Annotated in this window: 23 protein-coding genes and 1 pseudogene; 8 read left to right on the forward strand and 16 right to left on the reverse strand. The window is 66.2% G+C overall.

What is annotated here, in order from left to right:
• From C8D95_RS22140 to C8D95_RS19105, 3 genes and pseudogenes are all read left to right on the forward strand, one after another.
• Positions 1 to 444: pseudogene (locus tag C8D95_RS22140) on the forward strand (hypothetical protein); the annotation flags it as partial.
• 55 nt (positions 445 to 499) lie between these two features.
• Positions 500 to 853, forward strand: a complete 354-nt coding sequence (locus C8D95_RS19100; protein WP_109760809.1) for a PIN domain-containing protein — start codon at positions 500 to 502, stop codon at positions 851 to 853.
• Positions 850 to 1,488 carry an HAD hydrolase-like protein gene (locus tag C8D95_RS19105; protein ID WP_109760810.1) on the forward strand — a complete coding sequence of 213 codons (639 nt, stop codon included), beginning with the start codon at positions 850 to 852 and terminating at the stop codon, positions 1,486 to 1,488. Before C8D95_RS19100 ends, C8D95_RS19105 begins: the two co-directional genes overlap by 4 nt.
• Before the next feature lie 3 nt (positions 1,489 to 1,491).
• Here the strand turns inward: C8D95_RS19105 and C8D95_RS19110 are convergent, their stop codons facing one another.
• The 7 genes from C8D95_RS19110 to C8D95_RS19140 all read right to left on the reverse strand — a co-directional run bounded on the left by C8D95_RS19110 (position 1,492) and on the right by C8D95_RS19140 (position 9,735).
• On the reverse strand, positions 1,492 to 3,063 hold the full coding sequence (locus C8D95_RS19110; RefSeq protein WP_109760811.1) for a Hint domain-containing protein: 1,572 nt from the start codon (positions 3,061 to 3,063) through the stop codon (positions 1,492 to 1,494).
• A gap of 237 nt (positions 3,064 to 3,300) precedes the next feature.
• Positions 3,301 to 4,557, reverse strand: coding sequence for a lytic murein transglycosylase (locus tag C8D95_RS19115; protein WP_109760934.1), 1,257 nt, complete (start codon positions 4,555 to 4,557; stop codon positions 3,301 to 3,303).
• Positions 4,558 to 4,683: 126 nt separating this feature from the next.
• Positions 4,684 to 6,939 (reverse strand): ribonuclease R, encoded by a 2,256-nt coding sequence (rnr, locus tag C8D95_RS19120; RefSeq protein ID WP_109760812.1) that lies wholly within the window; start codon positions 6,937 to 6,939, stop codon positions 4,684 to 4,686.
• A gap of 62 nt (positions 6,940 to 7,001) precedes the next feature.
• Positions 7,002 to 7,583 carry a TIGR04282 family arsenosugar biosynthesis glycosyltransferase gene (locus C8D95_RS19125; RefSeq protein WP_249033332.1) on the reverse strand — a complete coding sequence of 194 codons (582 nt, stop codon included), beginning with the start codon at positions 7,581 to 7,583 and terminating at the stop codon, positions 7,002 to 7,004.
• A complete protein-coding gene (locus C8D95_RS19130) occupies positions 7,571 to 7,960 on the reverse strand; it encodes a GNAT family N-acetyltransferase (RefSeq protein WP_109760936.1) in 390 nt (129 codons plus the stop codon). The genes C8D95_RS19125 and C8D95_RS19130 overlap by 13 nt, the downstream gene beginning before the upstream one ends.
• A 26-nt stretch (positions 7,961 to 7,986) precedes the next feature.
• A complete protein-coding gene (gene dapE, locus C8D95_RS19135; RefSeq protein WP_109760813.1) occupies positions 7,987 to 9,129 on the reverse strand; it encodes a succinyl-diaminopimelate desuccinylase in 1,143 nt (380 codons plus the stop codon).
• Between the two features lie 9 nt (positions 9,130 to 9,138).
• Positions 9,139 to 9,735 (reverse strand): DNA-3-methyladenine glycosylase I, encoded by a 597-nt coding sequence (locus C8D95_RS19140; RefSeq protein WP_109760814.1) that lies wholly within the window; start codon positions 9,733 to 9,735, stop codon positions 9,139 to 9,141.
• 322 nt (positions 9,736 to 10,057) lie between these two features.
• On the opposite strand from C8D95_RS19140, the gene C8D95_RS19145 reads away from it, so the two are divergent.
• From C8D95_RS19145 to C8D95_RS19160, 4 genes are all read left to right on the forward strand, one after another.
• Positions 10,058 to 11,314 carry a SulP family inorganic anion transporter gene (locus tag C8D95_RS19145; protein WP_109760815.1) on the forward strand — a complete coding sequence of 419 codons (1,257 nt, stop codon included), beginning with the start codon at positions 10,058 to 10,060 and terminating at the stop codon, positions 11,312 to 11,314.
• Positions 11,315 to 11,383: 69 nt separating this feature from the next.
• On the forward strand, positions 11,384 to 12,577 hold the full coding sequence (gene rlmN / locus C8D95_RS19150) for a dual-specificity RNA methyltransferase RlmN (protein WP_109760816.1): 1,194 nt from the start codon (positions 11,384 to 11,386) through the stop codon (positions 12,575 to 12,577).
• Positions 12,578 to 12,623: 46 nt separating this feature from the next.
• On the forward strand, positions 12,624 to 12,986 hold the full coding sequence (locus C8D95_RS19155; RefSeq protein ID WP_164721759.1) for a c-type cytochrome: 363 nt from the start codon (positions 12,624 to 12,626) through the stop codon (positions 12,984 to 12,986).
• The gene (locus C8D95_RS19160; RefSeq protein ID WP_109760817.1) at positions 12,983 to 13,201 is read left to right on the forward strand and encodes a hypervirulence associated TUDOR domain-containing protein; all 219 of its coding nucleotides are present in this window, start codon (positions 12,983 to 12,985) and stop codon (positions 13,199 to 13,201) included. Before C8D95_RS19155 ends, C8D95_RS19160 begins: the two co-directional genes overlap by 4 nt.
• Before the next feature lie 3 nt (positions 13,202 to 13,204).
• Here C8D95_RS19160 and C8D95_RS19165 read toward each other — a convergent pair whose 3' ends face one another.
• The 9 genes from C8D95_RS19165 to C8D95_RS19205 form a co-directional block, all read right to left on the reverse strand.
• Positions 13,205 to 13,450, reverse strand: coding sequence for a GlsB/YeaQ/YmgE family stress response membrane protein (locus C8D95_RS19165; protein WP_109760818.1), 246 nt, complete (start codon positions 13,448 to 13,450; stop codon positions 13,205 to 13,207).
• A gap of 58 nt (positions 13,451 to 13,508) precedes the next feature.
• On the reverse strand, positions 13,509 to 13,751 hold the full coding sequence (locus C8D95_RS19170) for a GlsB/YeaQ/YmgE family stress response membrane protein (protein ID WP_109760819.1): 243 nt from the start codon (positions 13,749 to 13,751) through the stop codon (positions 13,509 to 13,511).
• A gap of 15 nt (positions 13,752 to 13,766) precedes the next feature.
• Positions 13,767 to 14,624 carry an LOG family protein gene (locus tag C8D95_RS19175; RefSeq protein ID WP_109760820.1) on the reverse strand — a complete coding sequence of 286 codons (858 nt, stop codon included), beginning with the start codon at positions 14,622 to 14,624 and terminating at the stop codon, positions 13,767 to 13,769.
• A gap of 66 nt (positions 14,625 to 14,690) precedes the next feature.
• Positions 14,691 to 15,107, reverse strand: coding sequence for an alternative ribosome rescue aminoacyl-tRNA hydrolase ArfB (gene arfB, locus C8D95_RS19180; protein WP_109760821.1), 417 nt, complete (start codon positions 15,105 to 15,107; stop codon positions 14,691 to 14,693).
• 257 nt (positions 15,108 to 15,364) lie between these two features.
• A complete protein-coding gene (locus C8D95_RS19185; RefSeq protein ID WP_109760822.1) occupies positions 15,365 to 15,985 on the reverse strand; it encodes a queuosine precursor transporter in 621 nt (206 codons plus the stop codon).
• A gap of 74 nt (positions 15,986 to 16,059) precedes the next feature.
• Positions 16,060 to 16,929, reverse strand: coding sequence for an esterase-like activity of phytase family protein (locus C8D95_RS19190; protein WP_109760823.1), 870 nt, complete (start codon positions 16,927 to 16,929; stop codon positions 16,060 to 16,062).
• Positions 16,905 to 17,765: a penicillin-insensitive murein endopeptidase gene (mepA, locus tag C8D95_RS19195; RefSeq protein ID WP_109760824.1), complete on the reverse strand. Its 861-nt coding sequence runs from the start codon at positions 17,763 to 17,765 to the stop codon at positions 16,905 to 16,907. The genes C8D95_RS19190 and mepA overlap by 25 nt, the downstream gene beginning before the upstream one ends.
• A complete protein-coding gene (locus C8D95_RS19200) occupies positions 17,732 to 19,132 on the reverse strand; it encodes an MFS transporter (protein ID WP_109760825.1) in 1,401 nt (466 codons plus the stop codon). Before C8D95_RS19200 ends, mepA begins: the two co-directional genes overlap by 34 nt.
• A 66-nt stretch (positions 19,133 to 19,198) precedes the next feature.
• The gene (locus C8D95_RS19205) at positions 19,199 to 19,729 is read right to left on the reverse strand and encodes an acyl-CoA thioesterase (protein ID WP_109760826.1); all 531 of its coding nucleotides are present in this window, start codon (positions 19,727 to 19,729) and stop codon (positions 19,199 to 19,201) included.
• 116 nt (positions 19,730 to 19,845) lie between these two features.
• On the opposite strand from C8D95_RS19205, the gene C8D95_RS19210 reads away from it, so the two are divergent.
• Positions 19,846 to 20,136, forward strand: a complete 291-nt coding sequence (locus C8D95_RS19210) for a YggT family protein (RefSeq protein WP_109760827.1) — start codon at positions 19,846 to 19,848, stop codon at positions 20,134 to 20,136.
• Positions 20,137 to 20,224 lie beyond the last annotated feature (88 nt).

The raw sequence follows: 20,224 nt of genomic DNA on the forward strand, positions 1-20,224 counted from the left end.
CCCGCCTTCATCGCCGCCACCGCCATTCTTCTCACCGACCGGATTTCGGAAGGCGGCGGGACGGACGACCTCTATTGGAACTGGGAGGCGTTCCGCGACCATTACCGTCTCGCCGATCCGCCAGTCCGCGCGGCGCTGATGAACGGCTTCCGGCTGAGCGGCGACAAGGGACGTGTGATCCTGGGCGATGGACCGACGCAGGACGAATGCCTTACGCGCGGCGATGACGACGTGCTTTCGATCGTGTCGGGCGCTGGTCTCCGGGCTCTTGCGCAGGCCATCGCCGAAGACGTGCCGCCCGACGAAGCCGGGGCGCTTTGGCAGGACGCGGCGACGCTTCCCTTGTCTTGGCAGGCTGTCGCGGGGTTCCGCTATCTCTATGAGCGTGCGGGGTCGATGAATCCTCCCGACGCGCACCAGGCGCCGCTGATCCCCTGGACGTAGTGCGCGCGATCCACCGGCCATGGACAAGCATCGGCGAACCGCCTAAGGCGCCCGCATGGCGAAGAAACAAGGCTCCCTTCAGGTCTATACCCTTCTCGTTCAAGTCGGACGCGGCCCGGAGGATGGTCTTCCAGCCAAGGCGGCGGGAGCCGCCTTGCTGTGCTATGCCGCCGGTCACGACGAGGCCGAGGCGGTACGCGAGACCGTGGCGGTGCTGAAGACCGCCGGATTGAAGCCGCTCGACGTCACCGGGTACGGGACGCGGGCTGAACGTGAGGCCGAAGGACACGAGATCGGCGACGGGGATCTTGCCCTGATGGAGCGCGCACTTGCCGAAAACGCGGTGATCGTCGCCGAGACGACTGTCCTGCGGGAAGGCGAAAGCATCGGGGACGCATCGGACGAATGAGCGTAGCCGTGTTTCTCGACCTCGACGGCACACTCGTCGACTCGCGTCCAGGCATCGTCTCGTCGCTGGTCTACGCGCTGACGGTCACCGGTCACCCCGAACTGGCGGCAAGCGATCTGACGTGGATGATCGGACCGCCTTTCGTCGAAAGCTTCGCCAAGGCAGGCATTTCGGACCCGGCGGCCGCCATCGAGGCCTATCGCGTAAAGTATCAGGAAGCCGGCATGTACGACGCGCAGGTCTACGCCGGCATACCCGAGGCGATGGATGCCATCGGCCTTGCCGGCGCGCGCCTTTACCTCGCGACGGCGAAGCCCCACGCCTATGCGAAGCTCATCACAGCGCACTTCGGCCTCGCCCCCCGCTTTGTCGCCGAGTACGGACCCGAGTTGGATGGCACGCGGAACTGGAAAGGCGACCTGCTCGCCCACGCCTTGGCCGAGACGGGAGAGGACCCGGCGCGGTCGGTGATGATCGGGGATCGTCACCACGACGTGGCGGCGGCGGCGGAGGTGGGAATGCCATCGCTGGCCGTCGGCTGGGGCTATGGCACCGCTGCCGAATGGCATGGCGCCCGTGCCGTTCTGGAAAGACCGGACCAGATGCCGGAGGCGGTGGCGCGCCTCTTCGCCTGATCCTCAGGCGACCAAAAGGCGCGCCTCGAACCTCTTGAGAGCCGGTCGCGCAGCCGGTCCGTAGCCGAGGCCTGTCGCCGGGTCCAGTTCAGGGAAGATGTGGCGGATCTCGGCGACCGTCTCCGCATCGAAGCAACTCGTCGTCTGCGGTCCGGGCAGGAAGCTTTCACTTTCAAGACCGTCGGACCAGACGATCTGGTGGCGGTCGAACAGGATGTGGACGTATTCGACCATGCCGCCCTGAACCTGTCGCACGGCTCGGCCATCGACAAGGTCGCGGGCGGCCACCAGAACCTCGTGCGAACCGAAAAGCAGTTCGGCCTGCTGGTTCGTGATCAGAACACGGTGGTGCGGAGAAATGAGCACGGCTCGGTGATGGCCGAAGGTGTTCTCGGCTATGCGGACGGGCGCCATCGGTCCCTCGGCGGGCAGGATACGGCGGCCGATCCAGCGAACGGGCTGCAGGCCATCGTCGCGCGTCTCGACGAGGTCGCCCGGCTCCAACCTTTCAATCGGAACCTCGCCCCGCGAGGTGCGGATCATCGTGCCGGCGACAAAGCAGGGGACGGTGTCGAGTAGGACGAAGCCCACGGCATAGTCGCCCGCGCTCGACGTCACGCCATAGGTGAAGGCGACATCCTCGCTTTCGTTGTTGCCGACCATCTCGAGCTTGTTGTCGGCGGTCAGGGTGATCGTCTGTCCCGTCGTCAACGTGACGCTGTCGCCAGGCGACACGGCAATGCCGTTGATATGCGTGATCCACGCTTCGCCGCCGGTGAGGTTGATGTCATTCTTGAGGACGTTTACGGTCTTCGTCGTACCTGGCCGCAGCAGCACGTCATCGGTCACGGCAATCAGCGACCCCTGCACACTGTCGGCCGCGATCAGCACGTTGGAGTCGTACTGGTCGTCCGAGACGTCGGCGATGCCGATCTTGATCGAGTTCACCTGCCCGGCGATCACCGGAATGGTCAGCGACATGGATACAGTAAAGCCGTCCATCTCGGTGTTGTACTGGTCGCCGGTATTCGAGATGAAAAGGTTCTGCGCGCCCGACAGGTTGATGTTCGTGACGCTGGTCTGGCCGGTGCCCGCCGCCAACGGCACGATCTCCCCGTTGATCCAGACACCCACCATGTCGTTGTAGATCGACGTGGCATACTCGGGGTATTCGTCCGACGAGAACACGAATTCCATCGTTATGAACTCGGTCCCCGCATCAGGGATGAAGTCCACCTCGAGGAACGAGGCGTCATAAGTCCTTGTCCCGGAAAGTTCATCGAAATCGTCTTCGCGGTTCGGCCCGTCATTTGACGTTGTTGTCGAGGAAGAAGTGTTCGACTGCGAATTGTTCCGCGTCGTGAAGGCGCGGGCGTCGCCCGTCGAGAGGATCACGCCGCTGTCCGACGGCACCACGCCAGGCGAAATGCTATCGCCATTGGAGTATATCGCCGACGCGCGGTTGTCGCCGGTGTAGCTGGCGCTTAGGACGGTGACCCTGTCCCCGAAGATGAGGTTCGCCATCTGCATTGCGCTGGCGTTGATGTTGTAGTTGAGCTCGACGCCCTGAACCATGTCAGCCTCATGTCGCGATCACGAGGCCGGGTCCGCCACCGGTCGTGCCGGTGCCGTCTGCCGTTGTCCGTCTTGCGCATGGTCCGGGTATTCCCGGTCCCGCACGCGACCCTGCCTCGGGTTTTGCTTTGCCGGATGATGCGCGTGCGCCCGCGATCGGAAAAGCCCGCCGGATGAAAAGCTTGCCGTGGTTGTTGCCGCGCCACAGGCCCTTGGACGGGCCGGAGGCAGGTTTCGCTATTTCAGCCGGTTGAGGATCTCGAAGCTGGCATACCCGTCGGGGATCATTCCGATGGAGACCTGGAAGCGCCGGATCGCCTGGATCGTGTTCGGACCGATGATGCCGTCGACACCGCCAGTCTCGAAGCCCCGCCGCGACAGAAGCGCCTGCATCTCCTTTTTTTCTGCGAAGCGCAGGTTGCGGTCGCCGCGCGGCCATCCCGACTTGAGCGGACCGGCGCCGCGGATACGGTCGGACAGGTGACCGACGCCGATGACATAAGCGTCGGCCGTATTATAGCGCTCGATGACGTGAAAGTTCTGGAAGATCATGAAAGCCGCACCCTGCGCGCCGGCGGGCAAGAGGATGGAGGCGCTTCCGTAGTTCGGGACCGTGCCACCCTGCGTATCACGGATGCCGAGCGCCGCCCACTCGGCCGGGCTCTTCTTGATACGCTCTCCGGTCTCCGCATAGTCGAAGCCGCGCGGCAAGGCGACCTCGACCCCCCAGGGCTGACCCTTGGTCCATCCGAAGCGCCGAAGGTAGGCGGCGGTCGAGGCGAGGGCGTCGGCCGGATCGTCGGACCAGATGTCGCGCTTGCCGTCGCCAGTGAAGTCCACCGCGTAGGCAAGGTACGACGTCGGGATGAATTGTGTGTGGCCCATTGCCCCGGCCCAGCTTCCCGTCATGCGACCCGGGGACACATCGCCGGCCTGCACGATCTTCAGTGCCGCGACGAGTTGCTCTTCGAAGAACCTTCCGCGGCGCCCGTCAAAGGCAAGCGTGGCCAGAGACTGGATCAGGGGTTCGCTGCCCCGATACTCGCCATATGCGCTCTCGAGACCCCAGACGGCGGCCACGACCTCGCCTTCGACGCCGTAGGCTGCCTCGATCGCGTCGAGGAGCCTCTGATGGCGGCGCACCGCGTCGCGGCCGTTGCGGACGCGGGCGTCGGAGGCGGCGCTGTCGAGGTATTCCCAGATCGGCTTGGTGAACTCGGACTGGTTGCGGTCCTTTTCGATCACGCCCGGATCATAGCGTACGCCTTGGAAGGCTGCGTTGAACACGCCGTCACGGATGCCGGCGGCCCTTGCACGGCCGCGAAACCCGTCGATCCACCTCTGGAACTCCATGCTGGAGCGCGAAGCCTGGGCAAGCACGATCTGCGCCTCCTCTGCATGGGCGGGTCGCGGTCGGGGCGAAACGGATGTATCCGGGCCTGCCACGGCCGGGCCGGTGACAAGGCAGAACGCGAGGATGGCGACCTTTAGCATGCGCATGGTTCACCTGTGTTTTGACTGCTCGTGGTGGAGGTTAGCGGGATTCGGTCCTCGTCGGAAGCGGCCTGCGCCGAGATCGGCGAGGCGTCGCGCGGCAGACGCACCGACCGGGGGCAGACCCTATTTGCGGCGCCGCGCGACCTTGCGTTCCTTGCGCGCCTTCGCCGCCCCCGCCTTTTCCTTGCGGCGGACGGGACCCTTTCCCCGCCCCTTGCGCGGCGCGGCAGGAAGGGCACCGCCCTCGACCTCCAGCAGTTCCAGAAGGATGCCGCCCGTAACCGGCACCGCTTCGGAAAGACGCACCGTCACCCTCTGACCGATGGTCAGCGTCATGCCGGTCTCGGACCCCATGAGTGTCTGGCTGTCGCGGTCGAAGTGGAAATATTCGCGGCCGATCTCACGGATCGGGATCAGACCGTCGGCGCCGGTCTCGTCCAGCCGAACGAAAGCGCCGAACCTCTGGATCCCCGAGATTCGCCCCTTGAACTCGCTCCCGACGCGGTCCGAGAGATAGGCGGCCAAGTAGCGGTCCGTGGTGTCCCGTTCCGCTTCCATCGATCGCCTTTCGGTCATCGAGATCTGCTCGCCGGTGTTCGCCAGCCGCTCGATCTCGTCCTCGGTCAGCCCGTCACCGCCCCAGCCGTGCGCACGGATCAGGGCGCGGTGGACGACGAGGTCGGCATAGCGCCGGATCGGTGATGTGAAATGGGCATAGGCCTTCAGCGCGAGGCCGAAGTGGCCGAAATTCTCAGGGCTGTAGTAGGCTTGCGTCATGGCCCGCAGGACGGCCATGTTGATGATCGCGTCGTCGTCGTGACCCTCGGCCTGGGCCAGAAGGCGGTTCAGGTGTGCCGTCTTCAGAACCTGCCCCTTGGCGAGCGTCAGGCCGGCCCCCTGTGCGACCTCGCGGAGGGCCTCCATCTTGTCGGGGTCGGGTTCCTCGTGGACGCGGAACAAAAGCGGCGTACGCTTCGCGATCAGGGTTTCGGCGGCGGCGACGTTGGCGAGGATCATGAACTCCTCGATCAGCCGGTGCGCGTCGAGGCGGTCCTTGAAGGCGACGGACCTTACCGTGCCATCTTCGCCCAGGATCACCTGCCGCTCGGGCAGGTCGAGATCGAGGGGCTCGCGCGCCTTCCGTGCCGTCGCAAGGGCGTGGTAGGCCGCGTAGAGCGGTCGGATCACCGTTTCGAGCAGGGGCACGGTCTTCTCGTTCGGCTGGCCATCGATGGCGGCCTGCACTTCTTCGTAATGGAGCGTCGCGTCGGAGCGCATCAGGCCGCGATGGAACGAGTGGTCGCGCTTCTCGCCCTTCGCGTCGATGCGGATGCTCGCGACGAGGCAGGCGCGCGGAACACCTTCGTGCAAGGAACACAGGTCGCCGGACAGCCGGTCCGGCAGCATCGGCACCACGCGGTCGGGAAAGTAGGTCGAGTTGCCCCGCTCCCAGGCTTCCCGGTCCAGCGCCGAACCGGGGGTGACGTAGTGCGACACGTCGGCGATGGCGACCCAAAGGATGAACCCGCCGACGTTCTTCGGGTCGGGATCGGCTTCGGCCCAAACCGCATCGTCGTGATCGCGAGCGTCCGAGGGGTCGATGGTGACCAGCGGTACCTCGCGGAAATCCTCGCGGCCTTGCATCCCCGCCGGCTCCATCGCGTCGGCCTCGGCGATCGCGTCGTCGGCGAAGTCGTCGCGCAGTCCGTGCTGGTGAATGGCGATGAGGAACACAGCGCGCGGCTGCGACGGGTCACCCAGGCGCGTCACGATCCGTGCACGTGGAAGACCCATGCTGTCCTTCGGCCCAGCCTGCTCGGCCTCGACCAGTTCGCCGTCCTTCGCGCCGTGCGTCGCATCCTTTGCCACTCGCCATTCCCGCGCCGCGCCCTTGTCGACAGGCAGGATGCGGCCTCCCTCGGCGGTCTTGCGGAAGACGCCAAGGACCTTCCGCGGGTTCGTCCCGATGCGGCGGATCAGGCGGGCTTCGTAGGCATGGTCCTCGTCCCGGACGAGGGTCACCCGCGCGAGGATGCGGTCGCCCTCACCAAGAGCGGGATCGGAGTCGCGCGGTATCAGAAGGATGCGCGGCTCGGGTCCGTCGCCCTGCCATTCAAGCGGACGGGCGTAGAGGTCGCCGTCCTTGCCCGGGCCCGTGACCTGGAGGACGGAGACGGGAGGCAGGCGGTCCGGGTCGCGGTAGGTCTTGCGCCGCCTCTCGAGTTGGCCGTCCTCTTCGAGCTCTTTCAAGACGCGCTTCAGGTCGATCCGATCCGCGCCCTTGATGCCGAAGGCCTTGGCAATGTCGCGCTTCGCGGTCGCCGTCGGATGCTCGGCGATCCAGTCGAGGATGTCCTTTTTCGAGGGGATACGGGCCATGTCCCGGCGGTATCATGAGCGTGCGGAGAGGTCACGGGGGAAACCGCTGGCCACAGGTTCTCTCAGAGGTCGTCCGCGTCGTCGACGTCGGAGAGAGTGGCGGCGCTCGCGACGGGGTGGGGAAGCCGAGGCAGGGTGTTATCCAGCGTGTTATCTTGAGACCACGCGATGCCGTCGAGGAAGGCAGGCAGCGTGCGTTCGGGATGGCGCAGACCGATGAGCCAGAAGCCACCGTCCATGGCGGGTCCAATGACGCTTCCGTGGTGGCCAAGAGACTGAAATGCTTCCTCGATGTGATGTCGCCGGACACCCGGGATGTCCGCACCGATCAGGATGGCGGGGCCCTGTGAGGCGAGAAGGCAGCGCGCCATGCGTTGGCCAAGGTCGCCTCTGCCCTGGGCGATGCGCGGGAGGTGCGCCGGCCAGGAACGGCTTCTCAGTCCCTCGGCATCCGGCGTCACGGCGAGGACCAGGACCCACCTCCGGTCGTCCAGGCGACGCAGCAGGTGTCGTGCCTGGTGACGAAACCACCAGGCGGCGACGGTCATTCCCACCTGGCGGCCAAGGCGGGTCTTGACGCGCCCGGCGCGGGGTTCCTTCAGCATGACGATCAGGGTGGGTCGCCTGCGCCCTAGAGCGGGCATGTCATGTCGCGGTGCGGGATTCCGGCGTCGAGGTACTCGTCCCCCTGCGCGGTGAAACCGAGCGCCTCGTAGAAACCCAGGGCATGGGTCTGTGCGCCGAGCTTCGCGGTATGGGCGCCCGCGAGTCGGCTCTCCTCCATCGCGAGGCGGATCAGGGCTCGGCCAAGGCCGGTGCCCCTGTAGGGCTTCAGGACGGCAACGCGCCCGATCTTGCCTATGCCCCCGCCGATGACGATGCGGGCCGTTCCCACGGGTCGGCCGTCGGCGAGAGCGACGAGGTGAAGCGCCGTGGCGTCGAACATATCGCGTTCGATGGTCTCGGGGACCGACTGTTCGTCGATGAAAACCGTGCGCCGAATGTCCATAACCGCGGGCATGTCACCCGGGCGGGCGCGGCGGACGGTCACGCGAAGTAGCTTTCGAGGATGCGGCGGTAGACGGCCTTGAGCTGGTCGATGTGCTCGACCCGCACCCTTTCGTCCACCTGGTGCATGGTCTGGCCGACGAGGCCGAATTCCACCACAGGGCAATGACTTCGGATGAAGCGCGCGTCCGACGTGCCGCCCGATGTCGACAGCACCGGACGTCGGCCTGTCTCGGCCTCGACCGCACTGGCGACGAGGTCCGACAGCGGTCCGGGCGGGGTCAGAAAACTTTCGCCCGAGACGCGAGCGGTCATTCCGATCTCGACGCCCGTTTGCTCGGCGACCTTGCGTGCCTCAGCGGCAAGCCACGAGGTCAGGCTGTCCGAGGTATGGGCGTCATTGAAACGGATGTTCACCGTGGCGCGGCAGCCCGCCGGGATGACGTTGGTGGCGGGGTTGCCGGTGTCGAAGGTGGTCACGGCAAGTGTCGAGGCGTCGAAATGCTCGGTGCCGTCGTCGATGGTGTGGCTGGCGAGGCGGTCGATCAGGCGCGCCATCGCGGACACGGGGTTCTTCGCGCGATGCGGATAGGCGGAGTGGCCCTGCACGCCGGTTGCGGTAAAGACGGCGGTTATCGATCCGCGGCGTCCGACCTTCATCATCTCTCCCATTTCGGAGGGACAGGTCGGTTCTCCGACGAGGCACACGCTCATCGCCTCGCCGGTCGCGTTCATCCAGTGGAGGATCGCGGGGGTGCCGTCGGTGGCGTCGCCTTCCTCGTCGCCGGTCACGGTGATGAGGATCGCGCCATCGGGCGGAGCCTCAGCGACGAGGTCGACCGCGGCAGCGACGAAGGCGGCCACGCCGGACTTCATGTCGGCGGCGCCCCTGCCGAAAAGCCAGCCATTCTCGATAGTTGCTGAGAAGGGATCGTGGGCCCATTTCTGGGGGTCGCCGGGAGGAACGACGTCGGTGTGGCCGTTGAAGCCGAAGGTGCGGGGATGGGCCTTGGCGCCCCATCTGGCGACGAGGTTCGCGGTCTCGCCCCGGTCGGCGCGGTGGCAGGTGAAGCCGGCCTCGGTCAGGAGGTCCTGGAGAAGGCTGATCGCGCCGCCTTCCTCGGGGGTGACCGAGGGACAACGGACGAGGCGGCGGGTCAGGTCGATGGGATCGCAGGTCATGGCTTAGGGCTATCCCGGCTTGGAGGACCGGGCAACGAGAAGCGCGCGGGTCGAAATCCAGCAGCCGCGCCAATGGTCGTTCACGACGCCCACGGCCTGGAGGTAGGCGTAGATGATTGTGGGTCCGACGAAGCCCATTCCGCGCTTTCGAAGGTCTTTCGAGATGGCGTCCGAGAGAGGCGTCGTCGCGGGGATGTCGCCGCGCTCGGACCAGTCGCCTCGGAGGGGCTCGCCGTCGACATGGGACCAGAGCCAGTGCGAGACGCTGCCGTATTCTCTCTGCATTTCCATGAAGATACGGGCGTTGCGGCGCGTGGCCTCGACCTTCTGGCGGTGGCGCACGATGCCCGGGTCAGTCAGTGCGACAGCAAGGTCTTCGTCGGTCATGGCGGCGACCCTGGCGACGTCGAAGTCGTGGAAGATGCGGCGGTAGCCATCTCGTTTCTTCAGCACCGTCTCCCACGACAGGCCGGCATGGGCTCCTTCGAGGATGAGCATCTCGAAAAGCGTCCTGTCGTCGTGTACGGGCACGCCCCATTCGGTGTCGTGGTAGTGGGCGTAGAGTTCGGAGGAAGACCCGAAGCAGCGGGGAAGGTCGTCGATCATGCGCGGGACGGTAGCGGGAGCGGGGCGCGTTGTCATCCGGGACGGCAGCGGGGCGCGCCAAGGGTTAATGAGGCGCGCCGGGCAGGGCGTTGCGGAGAAAGCCCGCGAAGGTAAACGCCTTTAAAACACGGCCGAGGCGTGAAGCGGGCGTGTCGGCAAAGCGTATGGCAGCTGTCGGCAAACCGTCGGACATCTGTGACGAGTGACGGGCAATCCGGCGTCTCGGAGATGCGGGCGGTAACAAAGATTACCGCGCGATTTACGATTGTCGGATGGGGGGCGCGGGACTAGCGTCGCGGCGAGCCTCTCCAATGGACCTGACGTGAAGCCTCAGCTTCTCACGACCCTTCCGGGATACACGCGCACGCTTTTCGCGGCGGACCTCGCGGCCGGATTGACCGTCGCGATGGTGGCGCTGCCGCTGAGCCTCGCCATCGCCATCGCGTCGGGCGCGGATCCGGCGAAGGGATTGGTGACGGCGGTCGTCGCGGGCTTCCTGATCTCGCTTCTGGGCGGAAGCCGGGTGCAGATTGGCGGACCGACGGGGGCCTTCATCGTCGTCGTCGCGGGCGTGATCGCGGAACACGGCTATGACGGGCTGGTGCTTGCGACGTTGATGGCGGGGGTGATCCTGCTGGTGGCGGGTTTCCTGCGCGCCGGCCGGCTGATCGCGCTGGTGCCGGAGCCGGTGGTCAGCGGCTTCACCATCGGGATCGCCGTCATCATCGCGACGAGCCAGCTTCAGGACCTGTTCGGCCTGAAGGGCGCGACGCCCGCCGAGTTCTTCGGCAAGATCGCGGGTCTCTGGGCCGCACGAGGGACCTTGAATCCCGCCGCCCTGTCCGTGGGGCTGGTGACGATGGTGCTGATCGTCGCTCTGCGTCGTCTCGCACCGCGCCAGCCGGGCCTGATCGTCGCGGTCGCGCTGACCTCTGCCGCCGTGGCCTTGCTGGCGCTGCCGGTCGACACGATCGAGGGCCGCTTCGGCGCGCTGCCGAGAACGCTGCCCGCGCCATCGCTGCCGGACCTCGACCTTGCGCGGTTCCGTGAACTGTTGCCGTCCGCTCTGGTGATCGCCTTCCTGGCGGGCGTCGAGTCGCTTCTCTCTGCAATGGTCGCCGACCGCATGACGGGCGGATCGCACCGGCCGAGCGCCGAGCTGATCGCCCAAGGTGCGGCGAACCTGGGATCGGCGTTGTTCGGAGGCCTGCCGGCGACGGGCGCCATCGCGCGGACGGCGACGAACGTGCGGGCCGGAGGACAGACGCCCGTTGCGGGGATCGTTCATGCCGTCGCCATCCTTGCCGTCATGGCCATCGCCGCGCCGCTTGCGGGCTATCTTGCCATGCCGGCGCTGGCCGGGCTTCTGATCCTGACAGCATGGAACATGTCCGAGCCGCACAAGTGGGCAGAGTACGCGCGGATGCGGGTGTCGGACCGGCTGCTTCTGGTGCTGACGTTCGTCCTGACGGTGGTGGCCGACCTGACGGTGGCCATCGGCGTCGGTGTGGGGCTGGGACTGGCGTTGCGGCTTTACCGGCGCGACGCCCCGTCCAAGTGGAGCATGCCGCGCCGCTGAGGTGTTTCGGATTTGGCTTTTGGGGCGGCTTCGCTTATATGCCGCCTCTGACCCCGGAAAGCCAAAGCCATGACCGACGCCACAGCGCCCATCACCCAGGATGTCGTGACTATCCCCCGCAAGGAGTCCGCCTCGGCGGAGGGGCGGACGAATGTCGTCGGCCTGACGCGCGAGGCCATGCGCCTGGCGCTGATCGAGGCGGGAACGCCCGAGAAGCAGGCGAAGATGCGGGTCAACCAGATCTGGCAGTGGGTCTATTTCTGGGGCGTGCGCGACTTCGGCGAGATGACCAATCTGTCTAAGGACTATCGCGCGCTTCTGGCCGAAAAGTTCACCATCGCGCTGCCTGAGGTCGTCAGCCGCCACGTCAGCGCTGACGGCACGCGCAAATACCTTGTGCGCATCGCGGGCGGGCACGAGGTCGAGACGGTCTATATCCCCGAAGAGGATCGCGGCACGCTCTGCATCTCGAGCCAGGTCGGCTGCACGCTGACCTGTTCGTTCTGCCATACCGGCACGCAGAAGCTGGTGCGCAACCTGACGGCGGGCGAGATCGTGGGTCAGGTCATGCTGGCGCGTGACGACCTGGGCGAATGGCCCGAGCACGGCGTGGGCATGGGCGAGGCGGGGCCGCGCCTTCTGTCCAACATCGTGCTGATGGGAATGGGCGAGCCTCTCTACAACTTCGAGGCGGTGCGCGACGCGATGAAGATCGCGATGGACGCGGAGGGCATCGCCTTGTCGCGGCGGCGGATCACCCTGTCGACCAGCGGCGTCGTGCCCGAGATCGCGCGGACGGCCGAAGAGATCGGCTGCATGCTGGCGGTGTCGTTCCACGCGACCACCGACGAGGTGCGCAACAGGCTGGTGCCGATCAACAAGCGCTGGAACATCGCCGAGCTTCTCGATGCGTTGCGCGCTTATCCGAAGGCCTCGAACTCGGAGCGGATCACCTTCGAATACGTCATGCTGAAGGGTGTGAACGACAGCGACGAGGATGCGCGGCGGCTGGTGAAGCTGATCGCGGGCATTCCGGCGAAGATCAATCTCATCCCCTTCAACGAGTGGCCCGGTGCGCCCTACGAGCGGTCGGACTGGTCGCGGATCGAGGCGTTCTCGGACATCGTCTACAAGGCGGGATACGCCTCGCCCATTCGCACGCCGCGGGGCGAGGATATCATGGCGGCCTGCGGGCAGTTGAAGTCCGCGACCGAGCGCGAGCGCAAGTCCCGCGCGCAGATCGCCGCCGAGAGCGGGCTCTGAGGGGAACGGCGGGCCACCTCCGGCGTTGACGGGCTGGAGGTGGATCATGCAGAAATTCCTGACAGCCCTGATCGTTCTGGCCGCGTCGCCCGCGATGTCACAGGACGCGAGCGGCGAGGTCGAGTTCAACAACCATTGCCGCACCTGCCATTCCGTCGAGGAGGGCGACAACCGCATGGGACCGACGCTACATGCCGTGATCGACCGGAAAGCCGGTTCGGTCCCCGGCTATGGGTACAGCGATGCGATGGCGGGGTCCGATGTCGTGTGGGATGCCGAGACGCTGGACGCCTTCATCGAAGCGCCGGACGCCGTGGTGCCGGGGAACGCGATGAAGCCCTACAGCGAGATCACGGATCCCAAGGTGCGCGAGTTGATCGTGTCGTATCTGTCCGAGACCGAGGTATGAGCGCAGGGTACAAGGAAGGCGATACCGTCGAGTGGACCTGGTCCGGCAGTACGGCGCGCGGAAAGGTCGTGAAGGTCTATACCAGCCGACAGACGCTGACGATCAAGGGAAGCGAGATCACGCGGAACGCGTCGGCGGACTGCCCGGCCTACAGGATCGAGCAATCCGACGGCGACGAGGTTCTCAAGTCGCACACCGAGGTGCGCACGGTCTGAGGGTCAGCGACGGATGAGGCTGACCAGCCAGAGAAGCAGGACCGCACCGATGATCGCGATGACCAGCGCTCCGAGGAAACCGCCGGCGGTGATGCCGATCAGGCTGGCAACGAAGGCGCCGAGGTAGGCGCCGACGACGCCCACGATCAGGTTCATCATCAACCCGTGATCGCGCTTCATCACCTTCTCGGCGATCCAGCCCGCCAGAAGGCCGACGATGAGGAAAGAGAACCAGCCTAGAGCGTCCATTTTGCGTATCTCCCTGCAAATGTGTCGCCTGACAACTGCGCGCGGTCAATCTTGTTCCTTAGCGCTCCCTGACCTTCGCGACGATCCACAGAAGGACCACCGCGCCGATGGTCGCCATGATGATCGAGCCTATTAGGCCCGTCGCCTGGAGGCCGATCAAACGTCCCAGAAATCCGCCGATCAGCGCGCCGACGACGCCGACCACGAGGTTCATCGGCAAGCTGCCGCTATCCTTCTTCATGATCTGGTTCGCGAGCCATCCCGCGATCAGGCCGACGATCAGAAGCCAAATCAGTCCCATTGTCCCACCCTTTGGTTATGCGTTGCGACCCGGGATGCTTTGACGTCGCGTGTGCGGACCGGGCCAGTTTTCCATGCACGCGATTGCTTCCTCGGCCGTGTCCACGAAACGGAACAGGTCGAGGTCGGCGTCCGAGATCGTACCCGCTTCGGCCAGTGCCTTGAAGTCCACGATGCGATTCCAGAATTCCGAGCCGAAAAGCAGGAACGGGATGGGTTTCATCCGGCCGGTCTGGATCAGCGTCAGGGACTCGAACAGCTCGTCGAGCGTGCCGAAGCCGCCGGGAAAGACGGCGATGGCGGCGGCGCGCATCAGGAAGTGCATCTTCCTGATGGCGAAGTAGTGGAAATTGAACGCGAGGTCGGGCGTCACGTAATCGTTCGGCGCCTGCTCGTGCGGCAGGACGATGTTCAGGCCGATGGACACGCCCCCGGCCTCGGCCGCGCCCTTGTTGCCGGCCTCCATCACTCCGGGTCCGCCGCCCGTGACGATGACGTGCTCGCGGCCGCCGGTGCTGGAGGCGATGGCCCGCTCGGTGAGAAGACGGGCGAAGATGCGGGCCTCTTCGTAGTAGCGGCTGAGGTCCGCGAGGGTCTGGGTGCGCGCCGTCTGCGCGTCTTCCGGGCTGGGAATGCGGGCGCCCCCGAAGAGGACGACCGTGGAGTCGATGCCATATTCGGTCATCATCATCTCGGGCTTCAGAAGCTCGAGCTGCAGGCGGACGGGACGCAGTTCGTCGCGCAGGAGGAAGTCGGCGTCGGCAAAGGCAAGACGGTAGGATGGCGAACGCGTCTGCGGCGTGTCGGGGATGTCGCGCGCGGTCGCGCTGTCCTGGTGCGCGTCGCGGAACACGCGGTTCGTGTCGTCTGTCATGGCGGTCTCCTGTCGCGTGCCTTGAATGGCAGGCGGTGGGGCGGGGTGCAATCCGGGGAGGGTGATCTAGGGCTCGTCGACCGGGCCGCGGGCCGACTTGATCTCGCCTCGGCGCTTCTTGGCGTCGAGGCGCTTGCGCTTCTGCGAGAGCGATACGCGGGTCTTGAGGCGCGGCTTCGGCACGATGGTCGCGCGGCGGATCAGGTCTGCGAGGCGTTCGCGCGCGATATCCCGGTTGCGGGCCTGGCTGCGTTCTTCCGAGACCTGGATGATCAGCGCGCCGTCCTTGGTCCAGCGCCGGCCCGCCAGTCGCCGAAGCCTTCGTTTCACGGGGTCGGGCAGGTTCGGAGACCGCTCCGCCTCGAAGCGCAACTCGACGGCGGTGTTGACCTTGTTGACGTTCTGACCGCCCGGGCCGCTTGAGCGAACGAACTGCTCGGTCAGCTCCCAGTCTGCGATCTCGATGTCGGGCGTGATGCGCATGGCTCGGTCCGAAGTCAAAGGAAGAAGGGCCGCGACTGGCGCGACCCTTCCGAGTTTCTTGGAGATGGGCCAGTTAGGGGTCGACCGTGTCGACGGGCCCAATCAGGAGTGTTCTGCCTTCGGGTCTGCCCTAGGCAACGGCCCCCCCGACTGTCCGGACACATATCTCCAATATCGCTCTAGACACTGGACCACCTCCTTTCAATTGGTTGCCGATACCTGGAGGGTGGCACGCTATTTGTGTCTGTCAAATTAATTCACGATCCGAGCGGCGCGATTTTTTGCACGATGACTCGAAATGGCACGAGCGTCACAATCGCGAGCCCAAGTTTTACGCACCAATCGGCCAGGGCGAGCGAGATCCAGAGCGGGACCGCAGGGCCGACGCCGAGGAGCGGCAACATCTCGTTGGCCCAGGAGACGTCGTTGCCGGGTTCGAGGAACGACAGGCTGGCCGAAAAGGCCAGCGTGAAGAAGAGGATGGTATCGACGGCCGAGCCGATCAGGGTCGAGACGAGCGGCGCGCGCCACCACGCCTCTTCGCGTAGGCGGTCGAAGATCGCCACGTCGAGGAGTTGAGCGGTCAGGAAGGCCGTCCCGGAGGCGATGGCGATGCGCCACGTCACGAGAGGCCCGAACTCGCCCATGATCTGCGTGCCGATCAGGGAACAGGCGACGCCTGTGGCGAAGCCCGCGATCACCACCTTGCGGGCGGTGGCCGCGCCGTAGACGCGGTTCATGACGTCGGTGACGAGAAAGGCGAAGGGATAGGTGAAGGCGCCCCAGGTCAGCCAGTCGCCGAAGAGGAACTGCACGAGGATGTTGGAGGCCACAACGATGGCGGCCATGGCGATCACGCCGGGAAGAAGTCGGGTCATGTCGGGTTCCGTTTTGACAAGGTGGCGGAGACTTGGCCCCACGTTCGGGGACGGGGGCGAATACCTCTCGCGCCCTAGTCGGTCAAGCGGAACTCGACGAATTCGGTGGGCGTGGCGGAGCTGCCGTTGTTGTCCGAGATCAGGGTAAGGCGGCGGCCGGTGTCGTCGCTCCAGACCGAGAGGCCTTCGAGATTACCGTATTCGCCGCGCTCTCCGGTCCAGATGACAGTGTCGGCGCCGGTGTCGAGCCGCACGCGGCGCACGCGGTTCTGCCACCAGAGGCCCACGACCAGTTTCCGTTCGAGAAGGTAGAGCGTGCCGTCCGCATCGAAGTCGGCGCCGACGATGCCGAAGACCTCGCTTTCGGGGAGGTAGCCGTCGATTTCCCAGAGGTTGCCGGGGGCGAGGCGGTAGATCGGAAAGCCCTCGGCCAGCGGGCGTTCGGGAAAGGCGTAAACCGTGCCTTCGGGGGATATGGCGATGGCCTCGAGTTGCCAGTTGTCGGCGTAGTCCTTGAAGGTCTCGTGGTCGGGAATGTGGTTGGCTTTCGAAAACGGCGCATCGTACCACCAGACGTGGGCCCATCGTTCGAACGACACCCAGGCCCGGCCGTCGGGTCCGATGGCGAGGCCCTCGGCGTCGGACCAGTCGCCCACGCGGCGGGCGGCCGCGGGCAGGCCGTTCGAGCCGAGGATGGGTTCGAGCCGTTCGATCTCGACCCCGGTGATGACCTCGCCGTCGCGGGTCAATGCGCCCTGCAGCCACCAGCCCTGGTCGCTGACCGCGGTGAAGCCCATCCCGTCGTCATCCATCTCGATCCCGGAGAGCCCGACGATCAACTGGCTGTCCCAGTCGAACCGGCCGATGGGATCCAGTTCTTCGGCCCGCGCAGGTCCGGAAGCGAGACAGGTCGCGAGGATCAGCGCGACAGGACGCTGGAGCATTGCGCGGGCAGGTCGGACAGGACGTATTCCCGCGCCGGGGGCGAGGGCCTGGCGTTCGGATCGGGCGGCGGCGGGTTGAGGATGTTGTTCACCCAGTCCTGCGCATCGGCACATCCGTCGCCGGCGGGCGGCGGGGCCTGGTTCTCGCAGCCGCGCGCGCCGCGGGGGCAGGCGAGCCGGACGTGGAAGTGATAGTGGTGTCCCCACCAGGGCCGGACCTTCCTGAGCCAGCTTCGGTCGCCTTTCTCGTCGCGGCACATCTGCACCTTCGCGCCGGGGAAGACGAAGATGCGGGCGACGGCGGGGTCCTTTGCGGCCTGCCGGATGAGGGCGTGATGCTGCGGTGTCCAGAGGTTGTTGACGTAGGCGCCGCCGGCCCGCTGCATCGAGGTGGCCGAGATGTTCTCGCGCTCGCGCGCGGAGAGGCGGAGGGTCTTGGGCGGGTTCATCCAGATGTCGATGTCGAGACCGACCTGGTGGCTGCGGTGGCCAGTCAGCATCGGGCCGCCCTTGGGCTGGGACATGTCGCCGATGTAGAGGCCCTGCCAGCCGGGCTGTTTCGCCGCGAAGGCCGACAGGCGCTGGATGAAGGCGAGCGTTTCGGGATGACCCCAGTTGCGGTTGCGCGAGAGGCGCATGGCCTGCCAGGTCGGACCGCTTTCGGGCAGTTGGGCGGCGCCGGCGATGCAGCCCTTGGCGTAGCTTCCAAACGCCGCGGCGCGACCGGCGGCGGGACCGCGTTCGGCGCCGAAGAGTTCTTTCGCCAGTGGCTGTGCGTGGGCCGCAGGGGCAAGCGACAGGATCAGGGCGAGGGCGGCAAGGACGTGTCGGACCATTGTTCTGCTCGGTCTCCTTCAGGTCGTGTCCAGCGTAGCAGACCGAGGCCCGAAAGAAAGAGCAGTATCAGCGGCAGGACGCCAAGCCTCGCGTCGCCGGTTGCGATGGTGACGAGACCGATCAGCGCAGGCGCGAGGAACGAGGTTGCCCGGCCCGCCAGCCCGTAGAGCCCGAAGCCCGAGGTTTCGGACCCGGCGTCGGTGTGGCGCACCATCATCGACCGGCTCGCCGCCTGGAGGACGCCTCCCAGGCCGCCGATGAGGACGCCGCAGAAAAGGAAAACGGTGTCCGGGAGGCTGGAGCCTTCGGCGAGGGGGATGCCGAAAAAGCTCTCGCGGGTCATCGAGGCGACCACGGCGCTGACTATGGTGAGGCCGAGGACGGCGGTTGTGATGACGGGTTTCGGACCGTGGCGGCGGTCGAGGTGGCCGCCCAGCCATGAGAAGGCGGCGGCGGCGATGACGCTGACAATGCCGAAGACGCCGATGCGGATGACGTCCCAGTTCAGGACGAGGGCGGCATAGGTGCCTCCGAAGCCGTAAAGGCCGTTCAGCGCGTCGCGGTAGAGCATCGAGCCGCCGAGGTAGGAGGCGAGGCTGGGGCGGTCCTTCAGCGCGCGGACCGAGGCTGCAAGGTGGATGAGGGCGGCGGAGACGGAGTGGGGGCGGCGGACGCTGCGGGTTTCGCGCACCCACAGGAAGTAGGGCACCATGAAGATGACGAACCAGATCGCGGCGAAGGGTCCCGCGAAGCGGGTGCCCTCGCGCATGTCGGGGTCGAGACCGAAGAGCGGCGACAGGCCGACAAGCGTCTTGCCCGAGGGCTGCTCGACGAAGAGCGCCAGGACGAGGATCAGCGACACAAGGCCGCCCAGGTAACCGAAGGCGAAGCCGGAGCCGGAGATGCGGCCGATCTCGGCGCGCGTCCCCAGACCGGGAAGCTGGGCGTTGGTGAAGATCAGCGCAAATTCGGCCCCGATGAAGCCGATCCCGAAGGCAATGAGCGCGAAGGAGAGGTTCGAGCCGTCGGGCATCGTGACCCAGAGGGCCGAGGCCCCCGTGACATAAAGGGCCGAGAAAACGACGATCCAGGGCATCCGCCGCCCGGCGGTGTCGGCGAGGGCTCCCATGACGGGACCGCCGAAGCCCACGATCAGCCCGGTCACCGTCAGGCAGAGCGACCAGAGCGACTGTGCGCGGGCGTCGGCCGCCTGTTCCTCGAGGCCCGTGGCCATGAAGTGCGTCGCGGCGACGGTGGCGAAGAATGGTCCGAAGACGAAGGTCAGAAGGACGGTGTGATAGGGCTGCGTCGCCCAGTCGAAGAAGTACCAGCCCCAGACGCGCTGCTTGAGTGTCGGCTCCGCCATCCCGGTCCCTGTCCCTTTTGCGCGCCAGTTAGACGGCGTACCGGACATGAGGCAACGGCTTTCGCCTCAGAAGGCGGGCGGCCAGGGACGGAGGGTTTCGGCCTCCGACCAGGCCTCGATCCAGTCGGGCAGGGCGGGCGAGGCCGGATTATGGCCGAGGGTCGCTATCATCTCGGAGGGCGGCACGATCCCCTTGCCGCCGGTGATGGCGGTGCGGATGGCGGCGTGGGCGCAGCATTCGCCGTCGCGCCAGAAGGCCTGCTCGAAGTAGATGAAGCGGTCATCCCAGCCAGCGAGACGGGTGCGCAGTTCGAGATGCTGGAAGACGGTGATGCGGCGGCGGTAGCGGATGCAGGTGCCCGCGACGGTGCCGTACCAGCCGTTGGCCTTCAACTGCTTCAGGATTCCCATCCGGGTGAAGAGGCCGAACCGCCCGATGTCGAAGAGCGTCAGCAGGCGACCGTTGTTCAGGTCCATGAAGACGTCGATGTCCCAGGGCCAGACGCGCATCCGGCTGACGTGGGTCTCGCCGGCCGGCGGAGACAGGAGGTTGCGGGCGCGGGCCATTTCCGAGGCGAGGCGGATGACGGGATACATGGTCCCGGGTGTCCGTCCGGCGCCTTGCGGGGTCAAGCGGGACGCTGCGGCACGGACGGACTTGCGCGGCACGGCGCGGCCCCTTAGGTCAGGAGGGCCTCAGACACGGGTCGCACATGTTCACGCTCTACAAGATCCTCGCCCTTCTCCTGGACGTCGCCTTCATGGTGCTTCTGGTGCATGTCATCATGAGCTGGCTCATCAACTTCCAGGTGCTGAACCTGCGCCAGCCTCTCGTGGCGTCGATCTGGGACGGGCTGAACCGACTTCTCGAGCCGATCTACCGTCCGATCCGGCGGATGCTGCCGAATACCGGTGCGCTGGACCTGGCGCCGCTGGTGCTGTTCCTGATCATCATCATCCTGCGGGACATTCTTCTGCCGGACCTGATGCGCAGCATGATGTGACGCGTCGCTGATGACGAACCGGATGGCCGCTGCGACCGCAGCGGCCTTTTGCGTATTTGGGGCAAGATGACGCCCGGCCGGCCTTGTT

This window comes from Silicimonas algicola (genome assembly GCF_003148765.1).
Taxonomy (GTDB): Bacteria; Pseudomonadota; Alphaproteobacteria; order Rhodobacterales; family Rhodobacteraceae; genus Silicimonas; species Silicimonas algicola.

Excerpts from the sequence above, each read along its gene's own strand:
- C8D95_RS19185 (WP_109760822.1), bottom strand. The coding sequence starts at position 15,985 with ATGACCCGACTTCTTCCCGGCGTGATCGCCATGGCCGCCATCGTTGTG.
- C8D95_RS19165 (WP_109760818.1), bottom strand. The coding sequence starts at position 13,450 with ATGGACGCTCTAGGCTGGTTCTCTTTCCTCATCGTCGGCCTTCTGGCG.
- C8D95_RS19100 (WP_109760809.1), top strand. The coding sequence starts at position 500 with ATGGCGAAGAAACAAGGCTCCCTTCAGGTCTATACCCTTCTCGTTCAA.
- C8D95_RS19170 (WP_109760819.1), bottom strand. The coding sequence starts at position 13,751 with ATGGGACTGATTTGGCTTCTGATCGTCGGCCTGATCGCGGGATGGCTC.
- C8D95_RS19155 (WP_164721759.1), top strand. The coding sequence starts at position 12,624 with ATGCAGAAATTCCTGACAGCCCTGATCGTTCTGGCCGCGTCGCCCGCG.
- C8D95_RS19140 (WP_109760814.1), bottom strand. The coding sequence starts at position 9,735 with ATGATCGACGACCTTCCCCGCTGCTTCGGGTCTTCCTCCGAACTCTAC.
- C8D95_RS19210 (WP_109760827.1), top strand. The coding sequence starts at position 19,846 with ATGTTCACGCTCTACAAGATCCTCGCCCTTCTCCTGGACGTCGCCTTC.
- mepA (WP_109760824.1), bottom strand. The coding sequence starts at position 17,765 with ATGGTCCGACACGTCCTTGCCGCCCTCGCCCTGATCCTGTCGCTTGCC.
- dapE (WP_109760813.1), bottom strand. The coding sequence starts at position 9,129 with ATGACCTGCGATCCCATCGACCTGACCCGCCGCCTCGTCCGTTGTCCC.
- C8D95_RS19190 (WP_109760823.1), bottom strand. The coding sequence starts at position 16,929 with ATGCTCCAGCGTCCTGTCGCGCTGATCCTCGCGACCTGTCTCGCTTCC.
- C8D95_RS19205 (WP_109760826.1), bottom strand. The coding sequence starts at position 19,729 with ATGTATCCCGTCATCCGCCTCGCCTCGGAAATGGCCCGCGCCCGCAAC.
- C8D95_RS19105 (WP_109760810.1), top strand. The coding sequence starts at position 850 with ATGAGCGTAGCCGTGTTTCTCGACCTCGACGGCACACTCGTCGACTCG.
- C8D95_RS19175 (WP_109760820.1), bottom strand. The coding sequence starts at position 14,624 with ATGACAGACGACACGAACCGCGTGTTCCGCGACGCGCACCAGGACAGC.
- C8D95_RS19125 (WP_249033332.1), bottom strand. The coding sequence starts at position 7,583 with ATGCCCGCTCTAGGGCGCAGGCGACCCACCCTGATCGTCATGCTGAAG.
- C8D95_RS19115 (WP_109760934.1), bottom strand. The coding sequence starts at position 4,557 with ATGCTAAAGGTCGCCATCCTCGCGTTCTGCCTTGTCACCGGCCCGGCC.
- C8D95_RS19160 (WP_109760817.1), top strand. The coding sequence starts at position 12,983 with ATGAGCGCAGGGTACAAGGAAGGCGATACCGTCGAGTGGACCTGGTCC.
- rnr (WP_109760812.1), bottom strand. The coding sequence starts at position 6,939 with ATGGCCCGTATCCCCTCGAAAAAGGACATCCTCGACTGGATCGCCGAG.
- C8D95_RS19130 (WP_109760936.1), bottom strand. The coding sequence starts at position 7,960 with ATGCCCGCGGTTATGGACATTCGGCGCACGGTTTTCATCGACGAACAG.
- C8D95_RS19110 (WP_109760811.1), bottom strand. The coding sequence starts at position 3,063 with ATGGTTCAGGGCGTCGAGCTCAACTACAACATCAACGCCAGCGCAATG.
- rlmN (WP_109760816.1), top strand. The coding sequence starts at position 11,384 with ATGACCGACGCCACAGCGCCCATCACCCAGGATGTCGTGACTATCCCC.
- C8D95_RS19200 (WP_109760825.1), bottom strand. The coding sequence starts at position 19,132 with ATGGCGGAGCCGACACTCAAGCAGCGCGTCTGGGGCTGGTACTTCTTC.
- arfB (WP_109760821.1), bottom strand. The coding sequence starts at position 15,107 with ATGCGCATCACGCCCGACATCGAGATCGCAGACTGGGAGCTGACCGAG.